Origin of the sequence: Nostoc sp. ATCC 53789 (assembly GCF_009873495.1) — a bacterium.
GTDB lineage: Bacteria > Cyanobacteriota > Cyanobacteriia > Cyanobacteriales > Nostocaceae > Nostoc > Nostoc muscorum_A.
The window spans coordinates 1996558-2017034 of the sequence record NZ_CP046703.1 but is presented as its reverse complement, the minus strand read 5'-3'; the positions used below and the strand labels follow the sequence as shown (position 1 = coordinate 2017034).

Annotated in this window: 16 protein-coding genes; 8 read left to right on the top strand and 8 right to left on the bottom strand. The window is 42.0% G+C overall.

From position 1 onward, the window contains the following. Positions 1 to 1404: an amidase gene (locus GJB62_RS08245; protein WP_114085274.1), complete on the bottom strand. Its 1404-nt coding sequence runs from the start codon at positions 1402 to 1404 to the stop codon at positions 1 to 3. 201 nt (positions 1405 to 1605) lie between these two features. Between GJB62_RS08245 and GJB62_RS08240 the strand changes: the two genes are divergently transcribed. Further along, complete coding sequence (locus tag GJB62_RS08240; RefSeq protein WP_114085273.1) at positions 1606 to 3078, top strand: hypothetical protein; 1473 nt, start codon at positions 1606 to 1608, stop codon at positions 3076 to 3078. A 111-nt stretch (positions 3079 to 3189) separates the two neighbouring features. Here the strand turns inward: GJB62_RS08240 and GJB62_RS08235 are convergent, their stop codons facing one another. The 6 genes from GJB62_RS08235 to GJB62_RS08210 form a co-directional block, all read right to left on the bottom strand. Beyond that, the gene (locus GJB62_RS08235; RefSeq protein ID WP_114085272.1) at positions 3190 to 3834 is read right to left on the bottom strand and encodes a hypothetical protein; all 645 of its coding nucleotides are present in this window, start codon (positions 3832 to 3834) and stop codon (positions 3190 to 3192) included. Positions 3835 to 4046: 212 nt separating this feature from the next. Continuing rightward, positions 4047 to 4874 (bottom strand): type I methionyl aminopeptidase, encoded by an 828-nt coding sequence (map, locus tag GJB62_RS08230; protein WP_094333161.1) that lies wholly within the window; start codon positions 4872 to 4874, stop codon positions 4047 to 4049. A 279-nt stretch (positions 4875 to 5153) separates the two neighbouring features. Beyond that, on the bottom strand, positions 5154 to 5678 hold the full coding sequence (locus tag GJB62_RS08225; protein ID WP_245246118.1) for a cupredoxin domain-containing protein: 525 nt from the start codon (positions 5676 to 5678) through the stop codon (positions 5154 to 5156). A 241-nt stretch (positions 5679 to 5919) separates the two neighbouring features. Next, the gene (locus GJB62_RS08220; protein WP_114085270.1) at positions 5920 to 8760 is read right to left on the bottom strand and encodes a pitrilysin family protein; all 2841 of its coding nucleotides are present in this window, start codon (positions 8758 to 8760) and stop codon (positions 5920 to 5922) included. A gap of 142 nt (positions 8761 to 8902) precedes the next feature. Then, a complete protein-coding gene (locus GJB62_RS08215; RefSeq protein ID WP_114085269.1) occupies positions 8903 to 9349 on the bottom strand; it encodes a VOC family protein in 447 nt (148 codons plus the stop codon). A 288-nt stretch (positions 9350 to 9637) separates the two neighbouring features. Beyond that, positions 9638 to 10150, bottom strand: a complete 513-nt coding sequence (locus GJB62_RS08210) for a TIGR02652 family protein (RefSeq protein ID WP_114085268.1) — start codon at positions 10148 to 10150, stop codon at positions 9638 to 9640. 240 nt (positions 10151 to 10390) lie between these two features. On the opposite strand from GJB62_RS08210, the gene GJB62_RS08205 reads away from it, so the two are divergent. The 3 genes from GJB62_RS08205 to GJB62_RS08195 all read left to right on the top strand — a co-directional run bounded on the left by GJB62_RS08205 (position 10391) and on the right by GJB62_RS08195 (position 12993). After that, positions 10391 to 10921 (top strand): gamma carbonic anhydrase family protein, encoded by a 531-nt coding sequence (locus GJB62_RS08205; RefSeq protein ID WP_114085267.1) that lies wholly within the window; start codon positions 10391 to 10393, stop codon positions 10919 to 10921. Between the two features lie 485 nt (positions 10922 to 11406). Next, complete coding sequence (locus GJB62_RS08200) at positions 11407 to 11532, top strand: photosystem II protein Y (protein WP_012411301.1); 126 nt, start codon at positions 11407 to 11409, stop codon at positions 11530 to 11532. A 165-nt stretch (positions 11533 to 11697) separates the two neighbouring features. Then, complete coding sequence (locus tag GJB62_RS08195) at positions 11698 to 12993, top strand: folylpolyglutamate synthase/dihydrofolate synthase family protein (protein WP_114085266.1); 1296 nt, start codon at positions 11698 to 11700, stop codon at positions 12991 to 12993. 15 nt (positions 12994 to 13008) lie between these two features. On the opposite strand, the gene GJB62_RS08190 is transcribed toward GJB62_RS08195, so the two are convergent. After that, positions 13009 to 14307 (bottom strand): sugar ABC transporter substrate-binding protein, encoded by a 1299-nt coding sequence (locus GJB62_RS08190; protein WP_114085265.1) that lies wholly within the window; start codon positions 14305 to 14307, stop codon positions 13009 to 13011. A gap of 153 nt (positions 14308 to 14460) precedes the next feature. Between GJB62_RS08190 and GJB62_RS08185 the strand changes: the two genes are divergently transcribed. From GJB62_RS08185 to GJB62_RS08170, 4 genes are all read left to right on the top strand, one after another. After that, positions 14461 to 15567, top strand: coding sequence for a type IV pilus biogenesis protein PilM (locus GJB62_RS08185; protein WP_114085264.1), 1107 nt, complete (start codon positions 14461 to 14463; stop codon positions 15565 to 15567). A gap of 93 nt (positions 15568 to 15660) precedes the next feature. Further along, positions 15661 to 16437, top strand: coding sequence for a PilN domain-containing protein (locus GJB62_RS08180; RefSeq protein ID WP_114085263.1), 777 nt, complete (start codon positions 15661 to 15663; stop codon positions 16435 to 16437). Continuing rightward, positions 16434 to 17210: a pilus assembly protein PilO gene (locus GJB62_RS08175; RefSeq protein ID WP_114085262.1), complete on the top strand. Its 777-nt coding sequence runs from the start codon at positions 16434 to 16436 to the stop codon at positions 17208 to 17210. Before GJB62_RS08180 ends, GJB62_RS08175 begins: the two co-directional genes overlap by 4 nt. Positions 17211 to 17367: 157 nt before the next feature. After that, complete coding sequence (locus GJB62_RS08170) at positions 17368 to 19791, top strand: type IV pilus secretin family protein (RefSeq protein ID WP_114085261.1); 2424 nt, start codon at positions 17368 to 17370, stop codon at positions 19789 to 19791. Positions 19792 to 20477: the final 686 nt, after the last annotated feature.

Genomic DNA, 20477 nt, shown 5'->3' with positions numbered 1-20477 from the left:
TTAGCCTGATATCGCAAAGGCTGGACGATGATGAATCCAAGGGTTAGCCGCTTCTAATTGTGCCGCTAGGTTAATCAGGGTAGCTTCAGCCGCAGGTTTACCAATTAGTTGCACACTTATGGGTAAACCCTTACTATCAAAGCCGACAGGAATTGCGATCGCAGGTTGTCCAGTTGCATTCGCAGGTGGACAAGGGGCAATCCACTCAATAATATTTTGGAATGTCTCTTCTGGACTTAGCGAAGCCCATTCCCCAACGCGGATAGGTGAATGGAGATAAACTGGCAATACCAGCACATCTACGGTATCGAAAAAGGCTACAATCTGTCGTGCCACAATCTGCATTTGGGAAACTGCTTTGAGATAGTCAGCAACAGAACCTGTGCGTGCAAATAACCAACGATTTAATGGTTGCATGACTTCAACAGGAAGTCCTGACGCAGCTACCCCAGCTTGCCAAACGATTTGAAATGGTTCAACTAAACCGCTAAAATCTGGGGATTTCTGTTCAACATGGTGGCCGAGTTGTTCTAATAACTGGACTGTTTGACGGACACCTTGCTGACAGTTAGCATCAGCTTCTCCCAAAGGAGAAATATTAGTGTCAAAGGCAATTCGCAAAGCACCCAATTGTGTCTTAGTAGCAGCGAGAAATGATGGTTCGGGATCTGGCAACCAGTAAGGATCGCCTGTAACATAGCCAGATATAGTATCTAAAAGGGCAGCAGCATCAGCCACAGTCCGGGCGATGGGGCCGTTGACGGCAATTCCAGCGAGGCGTTCGCCTACGGGTGCTTTACTCACTCTACCCCTGGATGGTTTAAGTCCCACCAAACCACAACAAGCCGCAGGGCCACGAATTGAACCACCGCCATCAGAACCTTGAGCGATCGCACACAATCCTGCTGCTACCGCCGCCGCCGCGCCACCACTGGAACCGCCAGGGGTATATTCTAAATTCCACGGATTTCTCGCTGAAGGAAAACCCGTAGGCTCACTGTAAGGGAATGAACCTAATTCAGAAGTGGCTGTTTTACCAAGAATAGTAAACCCAGCTTGCTTAATCCGCGTTACAACACCATCATCATAGTTAGGGATATTGTTCAGTAACGCTGGATTTCCATAAGTACAGGTAACACCTGCTACAGCATTGAGGTCTTTAATGGAAATTGGCACACCAAAAAATGGTGGTAGTTCTGAGGTAGTTGTCAATAATTCTGTTTTGGCTTTGGCATCTGCGATCGCTAGTTCTGCCGTCACCGTAAAATAACTTCCTAATTGGGGATTTAATTGCTCAATCCGTTCTAAATATATTTCTACCAACTCTAGGGGGGATACTTCCCGGCGACGAATTAATTGCGCCAACTCTAATGCTGGGGTAAATGCTAAATCAACTTCATTCATAGGTTAGTGAATGGGTAATTTTGTCTTTCTCTGGGATTTTTAAACTGAAATTGTTACTTTACCAGGATTTACGGGAATTATACATTTTATAGATCCTAAGATTTGTCACTCAACTAGGATGCTTAGATATGTGGTTATGTTCTGACTCCAGCTATTTTAATTGTTTCGCATAAACTTTCGACAAATCCCTAAGAGGTATTTATGGCTAACCTAGAAATACTTGTTAGCGAATTGCCAACACTAATTCAGAATCTAAAACTGACTATTGGCGATTCTAATAAAATCATGGAACAAATTATCTCGATCAATAATGCTCAAGAACAACTACGAAATATTAAAAAATTAATTGCTCAGGAATTGAGATTGGAAAACGTCAAAAATTCTGCGATCGCTACACTTCCTCGAATAGATACTGTAGCTAGTTTGTTTCTACCTAGTGTTGGATTAGTAGATCCAGCGATCGCAGAAAAATTTGGACATTCAAAAACTAAAATCTCATTAACTGATTTACAATCCAAAATCGATGACTGGATAGAATGGGGTTATTTTTTGCAAGCAATAGCTGCTGATATTCTCAGTGATAATAGTTTAGTCACTCAACTAAATTCTGATATTAATCATCTCAGCTTATTTGCACAATTTCAGGTAATTTCTGAAAATTTAAAAATTATTTTAGTCTTTGAAAAAATTCATATTTTAGAGAATCAAATTCAAAAAATCAATGATTACCAAAATGAATTACTACAACTAAAGCAGAAGTTAAATTATGTTTTTGATACTATTAAAAATAGTCGTAGCTTATTAAATATTTTATTAGGAGTGTCTGCTTTCTGTGGAAAATCTGGCTTTGCCTTAGAATGGTTAGATGATGACCACGAATTAATTATATCGAGTGACAGTAAATTTCAAGAATTGACCGATATTCTTAATGATTGCGATCATCTCCAAGAACAAATTGCTGTTTTAATTATTCAGGGTGACACTTTAAGGGAACAGGCAGAACAAGCCCTAAAAAACATAGAACAAGAAAATCATAATAAAGCAACTATTAGCCAGCATATACAAATATTGCCAAAGTTTTCGACACTCAAGATAGTACGTTCGGTTTTGATCGTAGTCTCAAGTTTATTAGTCTTGGGTTTTGGTAGCTGGAAAATGAAAGAACAAAGTCTTCAATGGCAGCAGATGAATCTAAGTTTAACTCAAGAAGAAAGTGCAAACGCTAAGTTTAAATCTGCTCAAAAATTCGGTATGGAGGCTGCTTCTCTAGTTCAAAAACCACCGCATCCTCTAAAAGTCTGGCAACAAGCAGAAACTAAATGGCATCAGGCAATAATCTTATTAGATAGTATTCCTCATCAAACATCAGTGTATGACAAGGCAAAGAAGAAATTAGCTTACTATCAGATTAACTATAAATCTATCAGTCAAAGAATATTAGTAGAAAAGCAAGCCTTAGCAAAATTAGAATCAGCTCAAAAACTAGCAATAGAAGCTAATCTTTTTGTAAACAGTTCACCTCATTCACTACTACTTCGGCAACAAGCACAATATAAATGGGTGCAAGCAATCAATTTATTACAAGCTATTCCAGAGAGTACATCTGTCTCTGTACAAGCTAAAGAAATGCTTACTATTTATAAAATTAATTATGCCGCTATTAGTCAAATATAGCAGTCCTAGATTATTCGTAAAAAATTAGATACCCAACTTCTTCAATAAGTTGGGTATCTGGAAAACACAAATTTTCACATCTCGATATAATGAGGTATATCCTCAAATATTTTACGGATAATTTATTGCATCATTGCTTTCTTTGCTATAGCAATCTATATACTGAGAATTAATCCACCCTTCCCTACCTAAGATTCTATTGTTTGGGCTATTAGTAACACGCACCTTAACCCAAGGTGTCGGGCGACCTTGAAGTGATACAATATCTGGCTTGAGTAATGTAATATTGTTGCCATTATCTAAACCTGCTGTTGACTTTCCGCCAGGTGTGGTACGTAAAGCTAATTGCCCCGATTGCAACCCAGTTATTTCGCAGAGTGCAGGCTTAACTTGAGCTACATTGCCAGTACATTTTAGACTGCTACTACGTATCCAACCTTCTAAGCCTTTTTCTTTAGGACTATTTGCATCGATAACACTAATGTAAATCCAGTTTTCAACACCTTTAGCTAGTACTTTTAACTTTGCATCTTCATATAAATTAATTGCACCTCCATCTTCAAATTCTCCTTGCGGTTTTCTGAGGTATAACAAAAGTGCTTCCTCATATCCTAGTTTCTTGGCTTGACAAGTCACTTGTCTGTTAGCATTTTTGGGAGTTGCAGCATTTGCTATTGGTAAAAAATTAAGAGTAGAAACCCACAGGTAAAATGCAGCAAAATAAATTTGAGGTATAGGTTCAAAAAAACTTGCCATTGTTGAGTAAATACGAGTGTTTTTTCCTACCTTATCTGTGATAAGCCTCGTCGTCCAGCATAATTTTACCTAAATCTATAAGGCGGATAAGATAGAATTTGGAATCTACCCTGGGGGAAGACGAAGCGCAGAGGGGTTAAAAAAATTAAAGAGGTAAATCGCCATTTTTGAACGCTTTACCTCTCTTAACAACAGATAATTACAACTAACAATTAAACCTTAGAACGGTCAGTCAAAATCTCATAACCTGTGTCTGTAACTAACACTGTATGCTCAAACTGAGCCGACAAAGAATTATCCACAGTGACTGCTGTCCAACGGTCAGATAATGTCCGGGTGTGTCTAGAACCCGCATTTAAAATTGGCTCAATTGCCAGCGTCATCCCCGCACGGAGTTTAACATTTGGCATCTCGCGGGTACGGTAGTTGAATACTGAAGGTTCTTCGTGCAAGTTACGACCAACGCCGTGTCCAGTAAATTCTTCGACTATACTAAAGCCGTTCGCTTTCACATGGTCTTCAATTGCTCCAGCTAAGTCAAGCAGGTATACACCAGCCTTTACTTGTTCAATGCCCTTAAATAAAGCTTCTTCTGCTACGCGAATTAATTTAGCAGCTTCTTCTGTCACTTCACCGACAGCAATTGAAATGCAAGAATCACCATGAAAGCCTTGGTAATAAGCGCCAGTATCTACTTTTAATACATCCCCCACACGAATCACTTTTTTAGGGCTAGGAATGCCATGCACCGCTTCATTATTAATGCTGGAGCAGATAGAACCAGGAAAACCGTGATATCCTTTAAAACTCGGTGTTGCTCCCATTTCGCGGATGCGTTTTTCTGCGTGAGCATCTAAATCAGCCGTTGTCATTCCTGGCTTTACTAGCTCGGAAATTTCTTTTAACACAGTTGCCACAATTGCCGATGATTGTCGCATGATTTCAATTTCACGCGACGATTTAATTTCAATTCCTCGTCCCTTTTTTTTTGATGTTGCAGGCTGAGTTGTTTGAGAAAGTAAGTTACTGAAAATGTTCATGGGAAACTAATAATTACTGGTGGCTTTGCCGATGAAGTATGAATGCTTTCTCAAGATTACTTGAGAAATAATATCTATAATTTAAGTTATTTCAATCCACGATCGGGATTCTTGCAGTTTAGTCACTAATGTATACAGAATAACATATTCACTTCCTCCTGATATTTTAGACTTCAAACAAAATCGCCCTAACTTATTTTTGCTCCCCACTATAGGATTTAGCTCAATTATCTTTAATTGAAACACTAGAGGGCTATTAAATACTGAGTCGAATAATTTTTAATTAGTAATGGCAATTTCTCCAGTCATACCTGCTTCCGTATGTCCTGGTATTGAACAACGTAAGCCATAAGTTCCAGATTTTAAGGGCAAAAATACCCATTCTGCCTCAGCACCCGGCTTGAGTTCCAGTTCGTGAATAGCTCCTTTAATTTCTACTTTGCCTGCTTGGACTTTTTGTGTCCAGATGCCATCGGCAAAGTCTTTAGCAGTAAAATAGTGCTTCAGTTGGCTGGGATTGGTAAGCCGAAGTTGATAGCGTTTGCCAGCCTCGAATTCCAGATGATTTGGCTCAAATTTGAGTTCGTTAGCCGAATTACCTAAGCTAATTGTAATTTCTGTAGCTGGTTGCTTAAGCAAATCACCAGACAAATTTGCCGCCATTGCTGGAGTCGCAGTGATTAAATTTAAGCTCAGGAGCAACGCTAATATTACGGCAGAGCTACGTAATATTTGCACCCAAGCAATATTTGAAAAAGCCAGAGATGTAATTACAATTTGGTATAAATGGTTGTAAATTTTCATTGGTAGTTCTCAAAAGGCAATGCTGATGAGCAGGAACAATTTATAGGTAGCGGGAAAAACCGCTTTACCTGGATTTCTCACAAGTGAGAAATCAAGGAGTGTGGGAGGTGTGGGAGGTGTGGGAGGTTTGGGAGGATGGGGAAGAAATCTTACCTCGCACACTCCCCACACTCCCCTGCCTACAGTATCGTGAGAAATTCGGCTTTACCTATTCTTTATTATCCATGCCCAGCGCCCATCTCTACCTAATGCTTTTCTCTGCTAACACAGATGGCCCAGCAGTAACCACTACGATTTGATCTGGGTGGAGTAATTCACGAGCCGCTTGATTAACTTGCTCAAAGGTGACTTTCTGGAGTTTGTCAGTAAAGGTGTGCAATTCGACTTTATCTAGTCCATACACCTCATTCATCAGAATTCTATCTGTTAATTCTTCTGGGTTGGCCAGGGAAACGTTGTAGTTGCTGATGAGGGTGCGTTTAGCTGTTTCTACTTCTAGCGCAGTGACACCTTGTTGATGGATTTGCTGTAGTATTTGGCGAGTACTAGCGATCGCTTGACTAGTATCTTCTGGACTAGTTTGCATTTCTATCAAAAATGTGCCTGCATTCTTCCCAGCTTGGAAGTAGCTATAAATTCCATAGCTCAAACCTTGGCGATCGCGTACTTCTGCACCAAGTCTACTAGATAAAGTATCGCCTCCCAAAATCTGGTTCAATACTAAGGCTGCGTGAAACCGAGGATCGTAACGCTTAATACCTGTGTAACCCATATATGTCACAGCTTGGGCTTTACCTGGTAAAATTGGGTTGACACTCACTATTTTCTCCGGCATTGATACCGGAGGATATTTTAATGTGGGTGCTTGGCCGCTAACTTCCCAGTTACCAAACTCATTTTTAATGAGCGATCGCACTTTGTCTAGATCGAAATCTCCCACCAGCGCCAACACTGTCGTATCTGGACGATAATGTTTAGCTTTGAAATCGATCACATCCTGGCGTTGAATCTGCTGCAAACTCTCCTCTGTGGGAAAAGTATGTAGAGGATGTTTTTTCGGGTAAATTGACTGCACAAATATTCTTCTGGCTACTTCTGCTGGCTCATCTAATTCCAGTTGCAAATCGGTTAAAGTTTGTTGGCGATGTAATTCCAATTCTTGTGCGGGAAAGGTACTATTTTTAACAACATCTGCCAATATCTCCACAATTATTGGCAAATCCCCTGCTAAACTATCACCCTCGATATGCACCCCTTCACGATGGACTTCAAAGTTTAGACTCGCCCCTCGTTCTGCCAATATTTTGGCAATAGTTAAGACATCTTTACTCTTAGTACCATTTAGCAAATTATCTGCTACAAAAGCAGCCAGTCCTGCCCGATCTTCTGGATCAAATTCTGTCCCGGCTTGAATATAGCCGCTTAGAGTAACGGTGGGAGTACTATTATCAGGTAACAGTAATATCCGCAGCCCGTTGGTAAGTTTATATTCCTGTGGTAAAACTTGAGCAATCGCATCTGTAGCCAAATCCACAGGCGGTAAGTATTTCACCACCTCAGAAGGAAGCACAGGCACGCCAGGAGAGAAATTTTCTGTAGTTTGGGCTGAGTCTGGTTTATCGCCAACCCCTGCTATCTGCTTTTGAGTTGGTTCAAAAAAGCCTACTGTTCGGGCTTCTTTTGTGAGGTATTTGTTAATCACAGCGACAACATCCGTCGGCTTTACCAGACGCACAGCAGCCAAGTAGCGGTCAGTGTAGCGATAATCACCAACAGTTGTCTCATCATTGCCCAATCGCATTGCTTGAGAGGTGATATCACGGTTACTCAAAATTACATCTGCTGTTAATTGGGTTTTGGCTCGTTCTACTTCCTCAGTTGTCACGCCTTTTTCTGCTACATTTGCGATCGCGCGACTCAACACTGAGTCAATTTTTTTCAAATCTTTTTTAGATCCAGCCGTTACCAAAACCTCATACCAGCCAGATTCTCGCAAACTGGTAACAGATGCTGTAACTTCACTAGCTAAACCTGATTCCACCAATGCCTGATAAAGTCTAGAATTCCGTCCTTCTGTAAAGATGTAATCCATCACATCCAATGCAGGCACATCTGGTTGATTTGCATCTGGTAGCGGATAAACAACTTGTAATAGTCGCCCTGCTCCCGGTTCTCGCAACACTATAGGAGATGAAGAAGATAACGAAGAAATAACTCCTACCTCCTGCCTCCTGCCTTCTACCTCCTGCTTCCTGCCCCCTGCCCCCTGCCTCCTTGGTAGTTTGCCAAATACTTCTTTAATTGTTTCGAGAGTATTTGCAGTTTGAAAATCTCCAACAATCACTAAGACAGCATTATCGGGGCTGTAAAAATTACGGTAATATTTTTGTACTTGCTCAACTTCAAATTTCTCGACATCAGCTTTAGTACCACCTACAGGCAACCCATAAGCATGATTAGGAAACACCGCCTGCATAACAGCGCGATTGAGACGATATTCTGGACTATTTTCGTAACCTTGCAACTCAGAAATTACTACTCGCTTTTCACTCGCTAGTTGTTCTGGCTCAATCTGAGAATTTTGCATTCTATCTGCTTCCAGCACTAAGAGCGCTTTTAGCTTGTTACGCTCCACAGTACCGTAATATGCAGTTTGGTCATAGCTGGTGAAAGCATTGGAATCACTACCTAAAGCACTAAACAAACGGCCAAATTGAATCGGACGATTTTTCGTGCCTTTAAACATCAGGTGTTCCAACTGGTGGGCAATGCCATTCACCCCTGGTTCTTCGTTGCGTGAGCCAACCTTGTACCACACCTGCACCGTCACCACTGGCGCAGTATGCACTTCCTTTGTTAGGACAGTTAGACCATTCTCCAGCACTGTCTTATGGACGTTTTCTGTCAGTGTTGAGGGCATTATTCTTTTTGCTAGCAAGGTTGACTGGGATTTTTCTTTGTTAGATATGGCTGTTTGTTGGCTATTCGCAGGTTGATCGCTCAACAAAAAAACCGCTACTAGCCATAAGCTTAAAATTAATAACGGCAAGGAATATTTATAAAATCTAGACAATCCATACATGTACTTAGGAAATATACCTGTAAATTAATTTACATAATTATTTTGGTGAGTGACCATAGTTAAATATGGCAAAAAAATCTGTTACCTCGGCAACAATACAGAAAAACAATATATTAGCAATAAAGGTAATAAAAAAGCTAAATTATGGCAATTTTGGTAGAACCCGAATGAATTCCAGAGGTAAGCCATCAGTATCAGCGATGAAAGCTACTTCGTAAATGCGATCGCCTATTTGCTGTTGTGTCGGTTCTAAAAGTACCTTTAACGGTTGTAATTCTTCGGTTTGACTCTCAGTCGCCGCAGTTAAAACACGTTCTTGTAAATTAGTCAACCAGCTAGGTAAATCTGGTGTAATCTCAGTTAAATCGAACGAGAGATGATAATACCCCACATAATGCTCGTCAGCAAAGGCATCTGGGGCTGGCTTTGGCTCAGGAATTTGGATCAGTTCAATTCTGCCGCCCAATCCTTCCATCCAGCAAGCTAGCGTGTAGCCTGTAGTAAAGCGTTCCGAAATTGTAAATCCTAAATGTTCGTAGAAAGCGATCGCTCGATGAATATTCGCAGTCCGAATAGAAGCGTGGTGCATAATTTGTCACTTGTCCTTTGTCACTTGTCCTTTGTCCTTTGTTTAGGCACTTTTAACTAAATCCAATTCTTCTTGTGGGGACGAGAGAACTATGGGCAGTGGTTTCTGCCATTGATGCAGCCCGCTCTTAGGTATCAATTCAGAGCGTCTCGCCCACCCATAACCAAGGGCGGACAAGATGTCCACCCCACAAGATTGGATAATTTTTTTCTTGGTAATCCCTGATTCACTAATGACCAATGACCAATGACCAATGACTAATGACTAATGACTAATGACTAATGATCATTACTCAAACAACCTGAAATAAGGGTAGCGTACAGGGACACCAGGCTCTTTTTCCAAGTCAAAATTAATCACTTCCCAACAGGGATCTTCTGAGGTATCGGGGCTAAACTCTACCGGTAAGCCGTATAGTCGAGCAGCCGTAACTTCTGGTTGTCCAGAACGCCAAGGTGTACTGCGTTCTAAATAGCCACTCATCAATTCCTGATAGCGGTGAGCAATAATCACTTTTGTGGCTCGATAACCTTGGGTATAGAGCTTATCTAATGCTTCGTGAATTTCAAACCGAATACCATCGGGATGAGTATGCTGCCTATACCAGTCATTATTCCACCTCCGCCAATGACGGCCTGATTGCAAATGGATTAACTCTCCATTTTGAGGATTAGCTTCAAAAGCGCCATGACGCGGACACAAATAGGTATCTGTTAATGTCAGCGCCGGAATAGTCTGGCGACAATGGGGACACTGTATTTCCGGCCCAAACATCGGGTACTGAAAGCCTGGATTCATCATGAAGTGCGTACAAACATAATTTTGTCTTCACCAGCACTAGTGTATTGGATTATACACTTCTGCTCTACCACTTTGGGTTACTTGTTGACTGCTGCACAGACACAGAGTTGCGGCAATAACATTGTTCACTAGTGTTCTCCTCAGCGTAGAGGCTTGACGCTGTGATATCCTGGTCGTGCAACCAGCCTCAAAGGTTGGAGTTTCTCCAGTGTTCCTTGGTACCATTATTCATATTCTATCGTGTCTACCGCTTCTTACTGGACATCTCCTGATTTTTCTCAAGCTGCCTTCATCGCAGCCAATGCTGTTGTTATGGGTTCGGTAAATATAGCAGCAGGGGTGAGCATTTGGTATGGAGCAGTAGTTAGAGCAGATGTAGAACGCATTGAAATTGGCGAATGCACAAATATTCAAGATGGTGCAATTCTACATGGCGATCCTGGTTTTCCGACAATTTTAGAAGATCATGTTACCGTAGGGCATCGCGCTGTGGTACATTCCGCTTATATTGAGCGTGGAAGCTTGATTGGCATTGGCGCGGTTATTTTGGACGGGGTACGAGTGGGTGCTGGTAGCATTATTGGTGCTGGCGCAGTCGTAACTAAAAATATACCGCCTTTGTCACTAGTTGTAGGTGTTCCAGGCAAAGTGTTACGACAATTAACAGAGACTGAAGCCGCAGAACTAATTGAACACGCTAAACGTTACCAAAAGTTAGCTTTAGTTCATGCTGGGAAAGGGACTGATATTGGCTTTATTTCTCACTTGTGAGAAATCCAAGGGGTGTGGGAGGCGTGGGAAGTGTGGGAGGATGGGGAACAAGTCTTACCCCCCACACTCCCCCTTTCAAGGGTAGGTATTTTGTATTTGGTCATTTCAGGATTTAAGCATCGGCTGAAATCCTGAAATGACCAAACCACTTTAAACAATTGAGAATTTTCTCAACTATTTTTGAGATTCTAAAAAACCTACCCTTGAAAGCCACACTCCCCACACTTCCCACACTCCTCTTCCCCTGAAGCCTACACCATGTGTGAGAAATCCGGGTTAGGGATTAGGGACTGGGCAATATTAATATTCTTCATTCTTCCCAATGCCCAATTCCCAATGCCCAATTCCCAATTCCCAATTCCCAATGACCAATAATTTAAACATTCTTTACATATATGTTGGGAAAAGTTACCCACTTCAGCTAAAAATAAAAATGAGAGCAGTTGACAAAACTTTAATTTCTACTTAAGAGAGGGGTTCTAGATATGGATATCGATTACCGTATAGCGATCGTTTTAGCACCAGTTGTCATTGCTGCTAGTTGGGCAGTGTTTAATATTGGCGCTGCGGCTTTAAGACAAATTCAAGGCTTTTTGGATCGGGAAGCCTAAATTCATTAATTGGGCATGGGGCATAGGGCATGGGCAAGAGGACTTGGGGACAAGGAGAATTGGGGACAAGGGGAAAGACTTGTTTCAAGTTCTCACCTCTTGTCCCCTTGTCTCCCCTGCTTCCCCTGCCCCGACTCCCTACTCCCCACTCCCCACTCCCCTTCTTTGAATATCGATTCTGTAATACAACCTCTTCAACGCTTTGGTGTCCATCTGGGACTCGATCGCATTGTCAACTTATTGGCAAATCTCGGCAATCCTCATCAGCAAGTCCCAGTAATTCACGTTGCTGGCACTAATGGCAAAGGTTCCGTCTGTGCCTATCTTTCCTCGGTACTTACTGAGGCTGGTTATCGTACAGGACGCTACACTTCACCGCATTTAGTCGATTGGACGGAACGTATTTGTCTGAATGAACAGCCAATTTCTTCTGAGGAATTGAGCCAATTATTAGAAAAAGTCCAAGGAGTGATTCGCCCTGAAGACGAATCGGCAACTCAGTTTGAAGTAATTACGGCGGCCGCTTGGTTATACTTTGCCCAGCAGCAAGTAGATGTGGCTGTGGTAGAAGTCGGACTAGGAGGGCGCTTAGATGCTACCAATGTCTGCTTGGAACCCATAGTTACTATCATTACTTCCATCAGTCGAGAACATTGGCAGCAACTTGGCCCCACCGTCGCGGATATTGCTAGAGAAAAAGCAGGTATTCTCAAACCTGGATGTCCCGTTGTAGTTGGGCAATTGCCACCGGATGCAGAAGAAGTTGTGCGATCGCGCGCTTTAGAATTAGAATGTCCAATTTTTACGCCTCAACCTGCCCGTCAAATCGCTACAGGATGGGCAGAATATCAAACACTTCAAAACTCTCAATTAATTAAATATCCTTTGCCATTAGCCGGACAAATTCAATTAGCAAATTCAGCTTTGGCAATAGCAGCTTTAGAAATTCTCCAACAACAGGGTTGGCAGATTTCTGAAGAAGCCATAATTAAGGGCATGGCAAAAACTCAATGGCCAGGGCGGATGCAATGGGCTACCTGGAACAACCATAAAATATTACTTGATGGCGCTCATAATACTGCCGCCGCCCAAGTTCTTCGTCAGTATGTTGATAGCTTAGACGCAGTTAATCCCAAGCCCATCACTTGGGTTATGGGAATGTTTTCCGATAAGGATCATGCTGATATTTTTGCCGCCCTACTGCGCCCCGGCGATCGCCTTTTTTTAGTACCAATACCAGTAGAATCCTGGCCAGGTAGAACTTCTGCCGATCTAGACTCCTTAGCAAACCTAGCTTATAGCATCTGTCCCCAATTAAGCGATCGCCAAATCCATCCAGATTTATTTACAGCACTAGAAGCCGCAATCTCAACCACCACAGACAATTTAATCGTTTTATGTGGTTCCCTTTATCTAGTAGGCGATTTTTTAGCAACCACCAATATAATTCGTAAATCATAATTACGAATTACGAATTTATCTGTTGTTCCACTCCTGCGCCGCATCTTCTACAGCTTTATCTACATTCTTCTCTCCTAACATTGCTGCTTGTAAATTCTCATAAATTGCCTTTTGCAGTTTGTTAAAATCCTTCAAATTAGGGGTTAATATTTCTGCCTTTTTTAGTTCTTTAGCACTCATAACTCGCGCTTTTTCTATTGTTGAAGCATTAGCTGGAACATCTGTAAAGTAACTATCAGACAATGCCTTGACTGTAGAAGGTAAAACATTTGCAGCTTTCGCAAAGGCTAACTGATTTTCGTCATTGGTGACAAATGAAGCAAACTTCACAGCGCCATCTGGTTGTTTCGTGTCGCGGGGAATAACTATGTTCATTACTGCGACATTTTTCTTACCTGTGTCACCAGTGAGTTGAGGTGCTATTGCTGAAGCTTGGGCGATTTTCGGGGCATTATTAGCGATCGTTTTCAGAAACTCTGGTCCAGAAGCTAGAAACACAGTTTCTCCAGATTGATATAAATCGATCGCATGGCGATGTCCTTGTGTTAAAGCCTCTTTAGGCAGTAGCCCTTTTTTATACAAATCTACCCAGTATTGAAACGCTGCCTTACCTTGTGCTGAATTAAACGCTGCTTTCCCCTCAGCATCTATTAGACTGACTCCCATTTGCACGAAAGATTCCAGCACTTCACCGGAATCTTGCGGTACGAAAGTTACAAAAAAGGCATATTTGCCAGTCTTATCTTTAATTTGTTGTGCTGCTTGTGCTAATTCTGCGTAGGTTGCGGGTACCTTATTGATACCTGCCTGTTTTAATAAATCAGTGTTATAAATGGTTAACCTTGTGGTGAGATACCAGGGAAACCCAAAACTCTTGCCATTAAGCGTACTGGCTTTCCAGATATTCGGTAGATAGGAGGAACGTATATCGTTTGAGACTTTCGTATCTAAATCTAACCAGGCATTTCGACCCGCCAGTTGGGAAGCGAAACCCGGATTGAGGTTAACTACATCAGGTGGCGTTTTTGCTGAGACAGCTGTTAAAATTTTGTTCTCCATAGCTGCCCAAGGCACATCAACCCAGTTAATCTTTATACCTGGATTTTGTGATTCAAAATTTGCAATTAGGTTTTTGAAGTAGTCGGTAAATTGAGGTTGGAGTTGCATTGTCCAAAACTCAATAGTTGACCCTCCTGAATTAGCTTGTTTTGTATTTGTACTAACATTACCTGTGCTGCAACTTACAATCCAACTGGTTAATAAGCCAAGCAGTGCCAAAGCAAGAAGTTGTTTAAATTTTCGCAATTGAATCATTTTCCCAGTATTTTTACGCTTGATCAGTGTGAAAAGCTTAGACAGAATTGTCGAGATTATAGGCTAAATAAATTACGTGTAGAGACGTAATATATTACGTTTCTATCCACAACAAATTTAAATTTTCAATTTAGCAGTCCATCGGGCACAACTGTGGTACAAAAATTCAATCGTCTGTTTGGCAAATCGAATAAAGGGGTCGGCATTGAACTTGCTCCCGAACGGGTAAATGTAGTTCAGCTACGCAAACAGCGTCAAGGCTTGAAACTAGAAACCTTTACATCGGTAGCAGTTCCAGAAGGCGTAGTTACCGATGGTCAAATCACCGATCCCGCAGCAATGGCGCAATTAATCCAGCAGGCGCTAGCTGAAAGCAAAATCAAAACTACTCGTGTTGCCACTGGTGTACCAGGGCGAGATTCCATCGTTCGGATTATACCTGTACCAACGGAGTTAGATGACAAAGAACTGCGAGAAATGGTGCTAAACCATGAAGCAGGTTTGTATTTACCCTATCCTCGTGAAGAAGCTGATGTAGATTATCAAAAACTTGACTACTTTGTAGATGAGGATGGCATTGAAAAAGTACATGTACTTCTAGTAGCCACTCGCAAGGAAATAACGGATACCTATATAAGTACATTCGAACAGGCAGGACTACAAATTGATGTTTTAGAAATTAACAGTTTTGCCCTGATTAGGACTATTCGTGAGCAACTACGACAATTTGGGCCGCAAGAAGCAGCAGTCCTAGTTGATATAGAGTTCGACAGTACAGAAATCGCCATCATTGTTAACGGAGTACCGCAATTTTCGCGCACAGTGCCCATAGGCACTTATCAAATGCAAACTGCGTTAGCAAGGGCAATGAGCTTACCCACATCACGAGATATGGAACTGTTACACGGAATGATTATTCCCCCAACTCCCCTAGATGGTGGGAAAACCGGTGTTACCGAAATCGATCCTGGTATGGCAGCCATATTAAGAGTATTGGGAGAGCTAACGGATGAACTGCGCCGTTCAATCGATTTTTACCTTAATCAAAGTGAAAATTTGGAGGTAGCGCAGATTTTATTAGCTGGGCCAGGAGGCGGACTCCAACAGCTAGATGAATTCTTTACCCAACGATTGAGCTTACCAACTACCCAAATAGATCCAATTGGGTCTTTGTCGTTAGAAGTTGACACTGATAAATATCCACAGGTACAACGCTCTGGCTTGGCGATTGTACTTGGTTTAGGTATGCGGGAGGTGTAATACCGATTTTAGATTTTGGATTGTCTGTTTTGATAGTTACGCTGTTTGAGAATTCTCAAACCATAAATATTTGTTTCTACTTGGTGTGAGAAAATGTACAGTTTGGATGTTAATTTTCTTAAAGATCGCCCAGCATACCAGCAAAAGCCGGAGAGAAAAGGAGGAATATCCCTAAACTTCCCTACGGGTAATTTGACACCAGTGTATGTGGGAGTTGCAGTAGGTATAGGTCTTCCAGCTTTATTGGGAGTTAGTTGGTTCTTGTTGCAAGGGAAGATTGTTGAATTAGATGCTCAAATAGCAACACTCGATCAGGAAAGCAAGAGATTAGATACTGAAATAGGAAATCTGAACAAAATCAAAGACGAGACGAGTGCAGTTAAAGGGGAAACCCAAGCTTTAGTAACTGTATTTGACCAGATTCGACCTTGGTCAGCAATGCTGCAAGATTTGCGCGATCGCATCCCAACGGCAGTGCAAATCGAGACCATCAGACAAATCCCACCAATTGCGGTAGCTGAAGGGCTGCCTCCAAGCAATCCCTCGGGGGGATTAGAAATTACTGGATTTGCTCGTTCTTTTAACGATGTCAATGATTTCTTATTGAGTTTACAACAGTCTCGGTTCTTGAAGTCCACAGAAAGCAGAATTCTAACCGCAACGTTAGTAGATGCTCCCTCAATACCAGGTGCAGCTCAACCTCCTAGTGGTGTAACAATTAAGCCTCCACAAGTAGTTAAATACACTATCCAATCTGGTATGAGTGACGTTCCAGCTTCGGAATTAATCCGGGAGTTGGAAAAAAAAGGCACAGTGGGGTTAGTAACTCGAATTCGTAGTATGCAACAAACAGGAGTCATTCCAAAATGACGCTGAGTGATGATTTAAATTTTGCTGAACAAGGTGGGGAATTCGATCAGGCAACGCCAGCGTCCCCTGTGCTATTTGGTATTGCCTTCACGCCAAAAATCATTGGCATCTTGGTAGGGGTAATTGGTTTAGCGGGAGCAGGTTATATATTGTTAAACCTGCTGATGCCAGCTTGGGAAAGCTATCAGCAGCAGCAAGCAAAAAGCTCTGAACTGCAAGGGCAAATTGAGCAAAAAAAAGCCAATATCAAACAGATTGAAAAAGTTAAAGAGGAACTAGCACAGGCTAAACAGCAAAAAGTTCAGGTTTTAGGTTTATTTGCTAACGAGAAAACCTTAGACACATTGTTGTTAGATATGAACCGCTTAGTTGAGTCTGGCAATACTCCAACTTCTATTAATGCAGTCAGAGCCAAACTGAAGAAATTTGTGCCAGTTTCCCAAAAACCAGAACCGATTACTGATGGATCTCTAGGACTAAAGGTTGACGGCAAGCTGCAACGCAGCACTATCAATGCCGAAATTACAGGAACTTATGAGCAAACACAATCGATAATTCGTAACATTGAGCGATTACAGCCTTTGTTAATAATTAAAGATTATCAAGCAACTTTGGCTCCATTAGAATCAAGATCCCCATTAGACAAAACACCGGTACAGGTTGGGCCAGTAGCGATTAATACGTCATTCCAGTTACAGGTATTGATGCCGCTTAGTCCTGAAGAAATAGCAGCTAAAGCTGCTGCCGCAGCTAAAGCTACCCCGAAAAAGTAGTTAGGAATGAGTAGTTAAGAGTTTTGAATTAGTAGTTATGAATTGTGAATTGTGAGTTAGGAGTTATCATTCCTAACTATTCATTCATAACTTCTTACTTTGAACGAACTACTCAAAATTGTTTGTAAACAAGGTTTTATTAGGTGAGGAATGAACTGTGAAACAGCTTCACGGTAATAGTTTTATATTAGGTACTGCCGCTTTTGTATTTTTGGCAGCTCAACCAGTTTGGGCACAAATTAGTCAAGTTACTAATGTCCAGTTAAATCCAGTTAATGGTGGAATTAATGTTGCTTTGAAAACTTCTTCAGGGTCGCGCCCCCAAGTTTTCACAACAAAAAGAGGTAAGGCTTTAGTTGCAGATATTATCAATACTCAATTACGATTACCACAAGGTAATAGTTTTCGTCAAGATAGTCCAGCACCAGGAATTGCATCTGTCGAGGTTAGCCAGCTTGATGCCAACAGCATTCGGGTAACGGTAACTGGCAGCAGCAATATACCTAGCAGTCAACCCGTGGTGCGATCGCAAAATGGAATTACACTCAGCTTTAGCCCATCGGCAGGCACTATAGCATCAGCACCAACGCCAACAGTGCCAACACCCACAGCACCGCCTGCTACAACTCCAGCCAAATCTGGTCAAAATTCAGGTGTTCTTGTTCCCAACCCAGAAGTCACCATTGACGGACAACCTGCACAAGCCGCAGGGCCTGGCCAACCTCTAAGCCAGGCTCCACCCTTTTTACCCAGAGCCGTTGCCCCCCCGGTAGGAGATATTGCTGTTTCCGCCACTGATGCTTCTCCTAGCACCATTGACTTAGGAACTCAGGAACGTGTACCCCGCTTAGTATTGCGAGATGCGCCAGTGCGTGAGGTTTTGTCACTGCTTGCTCGTGCTGCTAATTTGAACCTGGCTTATATCGGAGGTGAGCAAGCTGCTGGTGCTGCTAATGCAGCAGTTTCTCAAACAATCTCCCTAGATATAGAAAACGAGCCAGTGCAAGATGTGTTCAACTACGTCTTGCGTTTGAGTGGTTTAGAAGCTAACCGCAGTAATCGCACAGTTTTTGTGGGCCCTAAACTACCTAATTCCACCCGTGACATGGTTATGCGTAACCTGCGACTCAATCAGGTCACGGTGGGAGTCGCCATCAACTTTTTAGTTGGCTTGGGGGCAGAAAGTGCCATCAGCCGAGAACGACAAGTTACCAGTGTTAGTGCTGTAGCTGTTGGGAATGCAGCTGCTCCCATCACACAAGCTCAGACAACTACAGAAACCAAGGTAGAAACTCAACGCGTTGATTTCAAAGACTCTAACCCATTACTGAGAGGTTTACAGGCATTAGGAGATGAACGCACTAATTCTTTAACCTTGATTGGGCCTCCCAAGCTAGTTCAGATGGCAATGGCTCAACTAACTCAGCTTGATATCCGCCGTCGTCAAGTGGTAGTTAACGTCAAGATTATCGATGTTAATCTCAATAACACTCAGGACTACAACACTAGCTTCTCTTTTGGGATTGGCAACAACTACTTTTCAAATGATGGCGGTGCAGCAAGTCTAAATTTTGGCGGTTCAAGACCAGCTACTAGTTCTGAAGTAGCAAACAGTGTGACTAGTACACCTACTATTACGAATCCAATCACAGGCTCGCCTTTACTTAACCAAAATGGTACGTTCACGGTGCCAAATGGAGGTTCTGGCTTGAGAGTTATACAAGATGGCCAAGTTGTACAAGAAATTCCAGGTGATGCGACCTTTCTCCAACCTATTTCTCCCGCAAATGGCAATCCAACGACCCCTGGCCTTTCAGATTTCACTCCAGGAACACCAGACACGGTAACGATTACTACTGATCCCGTAACTGGAAGACAAACTAGTACCTATGCACCAGGCACTCGTGCAACATCTACATTTAGTTTGCCTTCTCTATACCAATTTCCTAAACGTCTTCTCAGTAGTTTGCAAGCTCAAGTGACAAATGGCAATGCCAAGATTTTGACTGACCCAACCTTAATTGTGCAAGAAGGTCAGCAGGCTCTTGTCAATCTGACTCAGGAAGTGGTCGGAAATATAACCATCGAAACAACAGATAATGCTGGTGGTTCTAGGACGGAAAGAAAAATTGATAAACAAAAAGTTGGCTTAACTTTAAGTGTGAAAATTGACCGGATTGACGATAATGGATTTGTTTCTCTATCGGTTGCTCCTACAGTCAGCGCTCCTACAGGCTCACAAAATACAGGAAATGGACAAATTGTTTTAGTCTCTGAGCGTTCCCTTACTTCTGGCTTAATTCGCTTACGAGATGGTCAGACACTAATTCTCTCAGGGATTATTCAAGACCAAGACCGGACAAGTATTTCCAAGATTCCCATCTTGGGCGATCTTCCACTGATTGGTGCGCTGTTTAGAAGTACAAATAGATCCAACCAGCGGAATGAGGTGATTGTATTACTCACACCTCAAATTATGGATGACTCTGAAAACTCCTCTTATGGTTATAACTACAATCCCAGCCCAGAAGTTCGACAAATCCTTGAACGTCGAGGGTTGAAGCTTCCCGGTAGGCAATAAAGATAAAAAGCAGGTAAGTTACATTTGGCAAATGCTCAGATCCCCGACTTCTTTAAGAAGTCGGGGATCTTCTTGCGTAATGGACGCACTAGAACAAATTGTCCCAGCGATCGCTAACAAATGTTAAGAAAGATGTAACTAATGAATAGCCTTGTAGGGGAGACGCTTTAATTTTTCCCCCTTCCCTACTAAAAAAGCTCGCTAGGGGGTTAAATTTCGTGTTGGATTTTTCAGATGATATGAAAAGTAAGCAAAATACCCGACTTTTTAGAGAAATCGGGAACATGAGTCTTTGATTTCCATAAAAATTGGTTAATCTCAGCAATAACTCTTCAACATCGGTAATTAATCCCAACAAATCCTCACCATCTCCCACCTCCTCACTCCCCTGTTTTCTTGGCGATTGCGGGATTTACTAGGTATTTTTTCCTACTTTTGGGGTGGTTTTTAGTGAAACAACTACCCTAAAACTACAAAAAATCCTGAAATCTATATAAATTAATGGTTTCATCTATCCACATCAGGCTACAACGCTTTAGAATGATTCATTGAAAAGTCGAGCCGATGGGATGTACAGCCGTTTTGAGTAAACATACTCCCAAAGGATGATTTTTGTATTCCCGCTAACAAAGATTTCAGTACAGGTGTACCAGGGTGCATCCGTAAAGAATCTCAAGTAAACCTTC

Coding starts and splice junctions, on each gene's coding strand:
- GJB62_RS08245 (WP_114085274.1), bottom strand. CDS start 1,404: ATGAATGAAGTTGATTTAGCATTTACCCCAGCATTAGAGTTGGCGCAA.
- GJB62_RS08240 (WP_114085273.1), top strand. CDS start 1,606: ATGGCTAACCTAGAAATACTTGTTAGCGAATTGCCAACACTAATTCAG.
- GJB62_RS08235 (WP_114085272.1), bottom strand. CDS start 3,834: ATGGCAAGTTTTTTTGAACCTATACCTCAAATTTATTTTGCTGCATTT.
- map (WP_094333161.1), bottom strand. CDS start 4,874: ATGAACATTTTCAGTAACTTACTTTCTCAAACAACTCAGCCTGCAACA.
- GJB62_RS08225 (WP_245246118.1), bottom strand. CDS start 5,678: ATGAAAATTTACAACCATTTATACCAAATTGTAATTACATCTCTGGCT.
- GJB62_RS08220 (WP_114085270.1), bottom strand. CDS start 8,760: ATGTATGGATTGTCTAGATTTTATAAATATTCCTTGCCGTTATTAATT.
- GJB62_RS08215 (WP_114085269.1), bottom strand. CDS start 9,349: ATGCACCACGCTTCTATTCGGACTGCGAATATTCATCGAGCGATCGCT.
- GJB62_RS08210 (WP_114085268.1), bottom strand. CDS start 10,150: ATGATGAATCCAGGCTTTCAGTACCCGATGTTTGGGCCGGAAATACAG.
- GJB62_RS08200 (WP_012411301.1), top strand. CDS start 11,407: ATGGATATCGATTACCGTATAGCGATCGTTTTAGCACCAGTTGTCATT.
- GJB62_RS08190 (WP_114085265.1), bottom strand. CDS start 14,307: ATGATTCAATTGCGAAAATTTAAACAACTTCTTGCTTTGGCACTGCTT.
- GJB62_RS08180 (WP_114085263.1), top strand. CDS start 15,661: ATGTACAGTTTGGATGTTAATTTTCTTAAAGATCGCCCAGCATACCAG.
- GJB62_RS08175 (WP_114085262.1), top strand. CDS start 16,434: ATGACGCTGAGTGATGATTTAAATTTTGCTGAACAAGGTGGGGAATTC.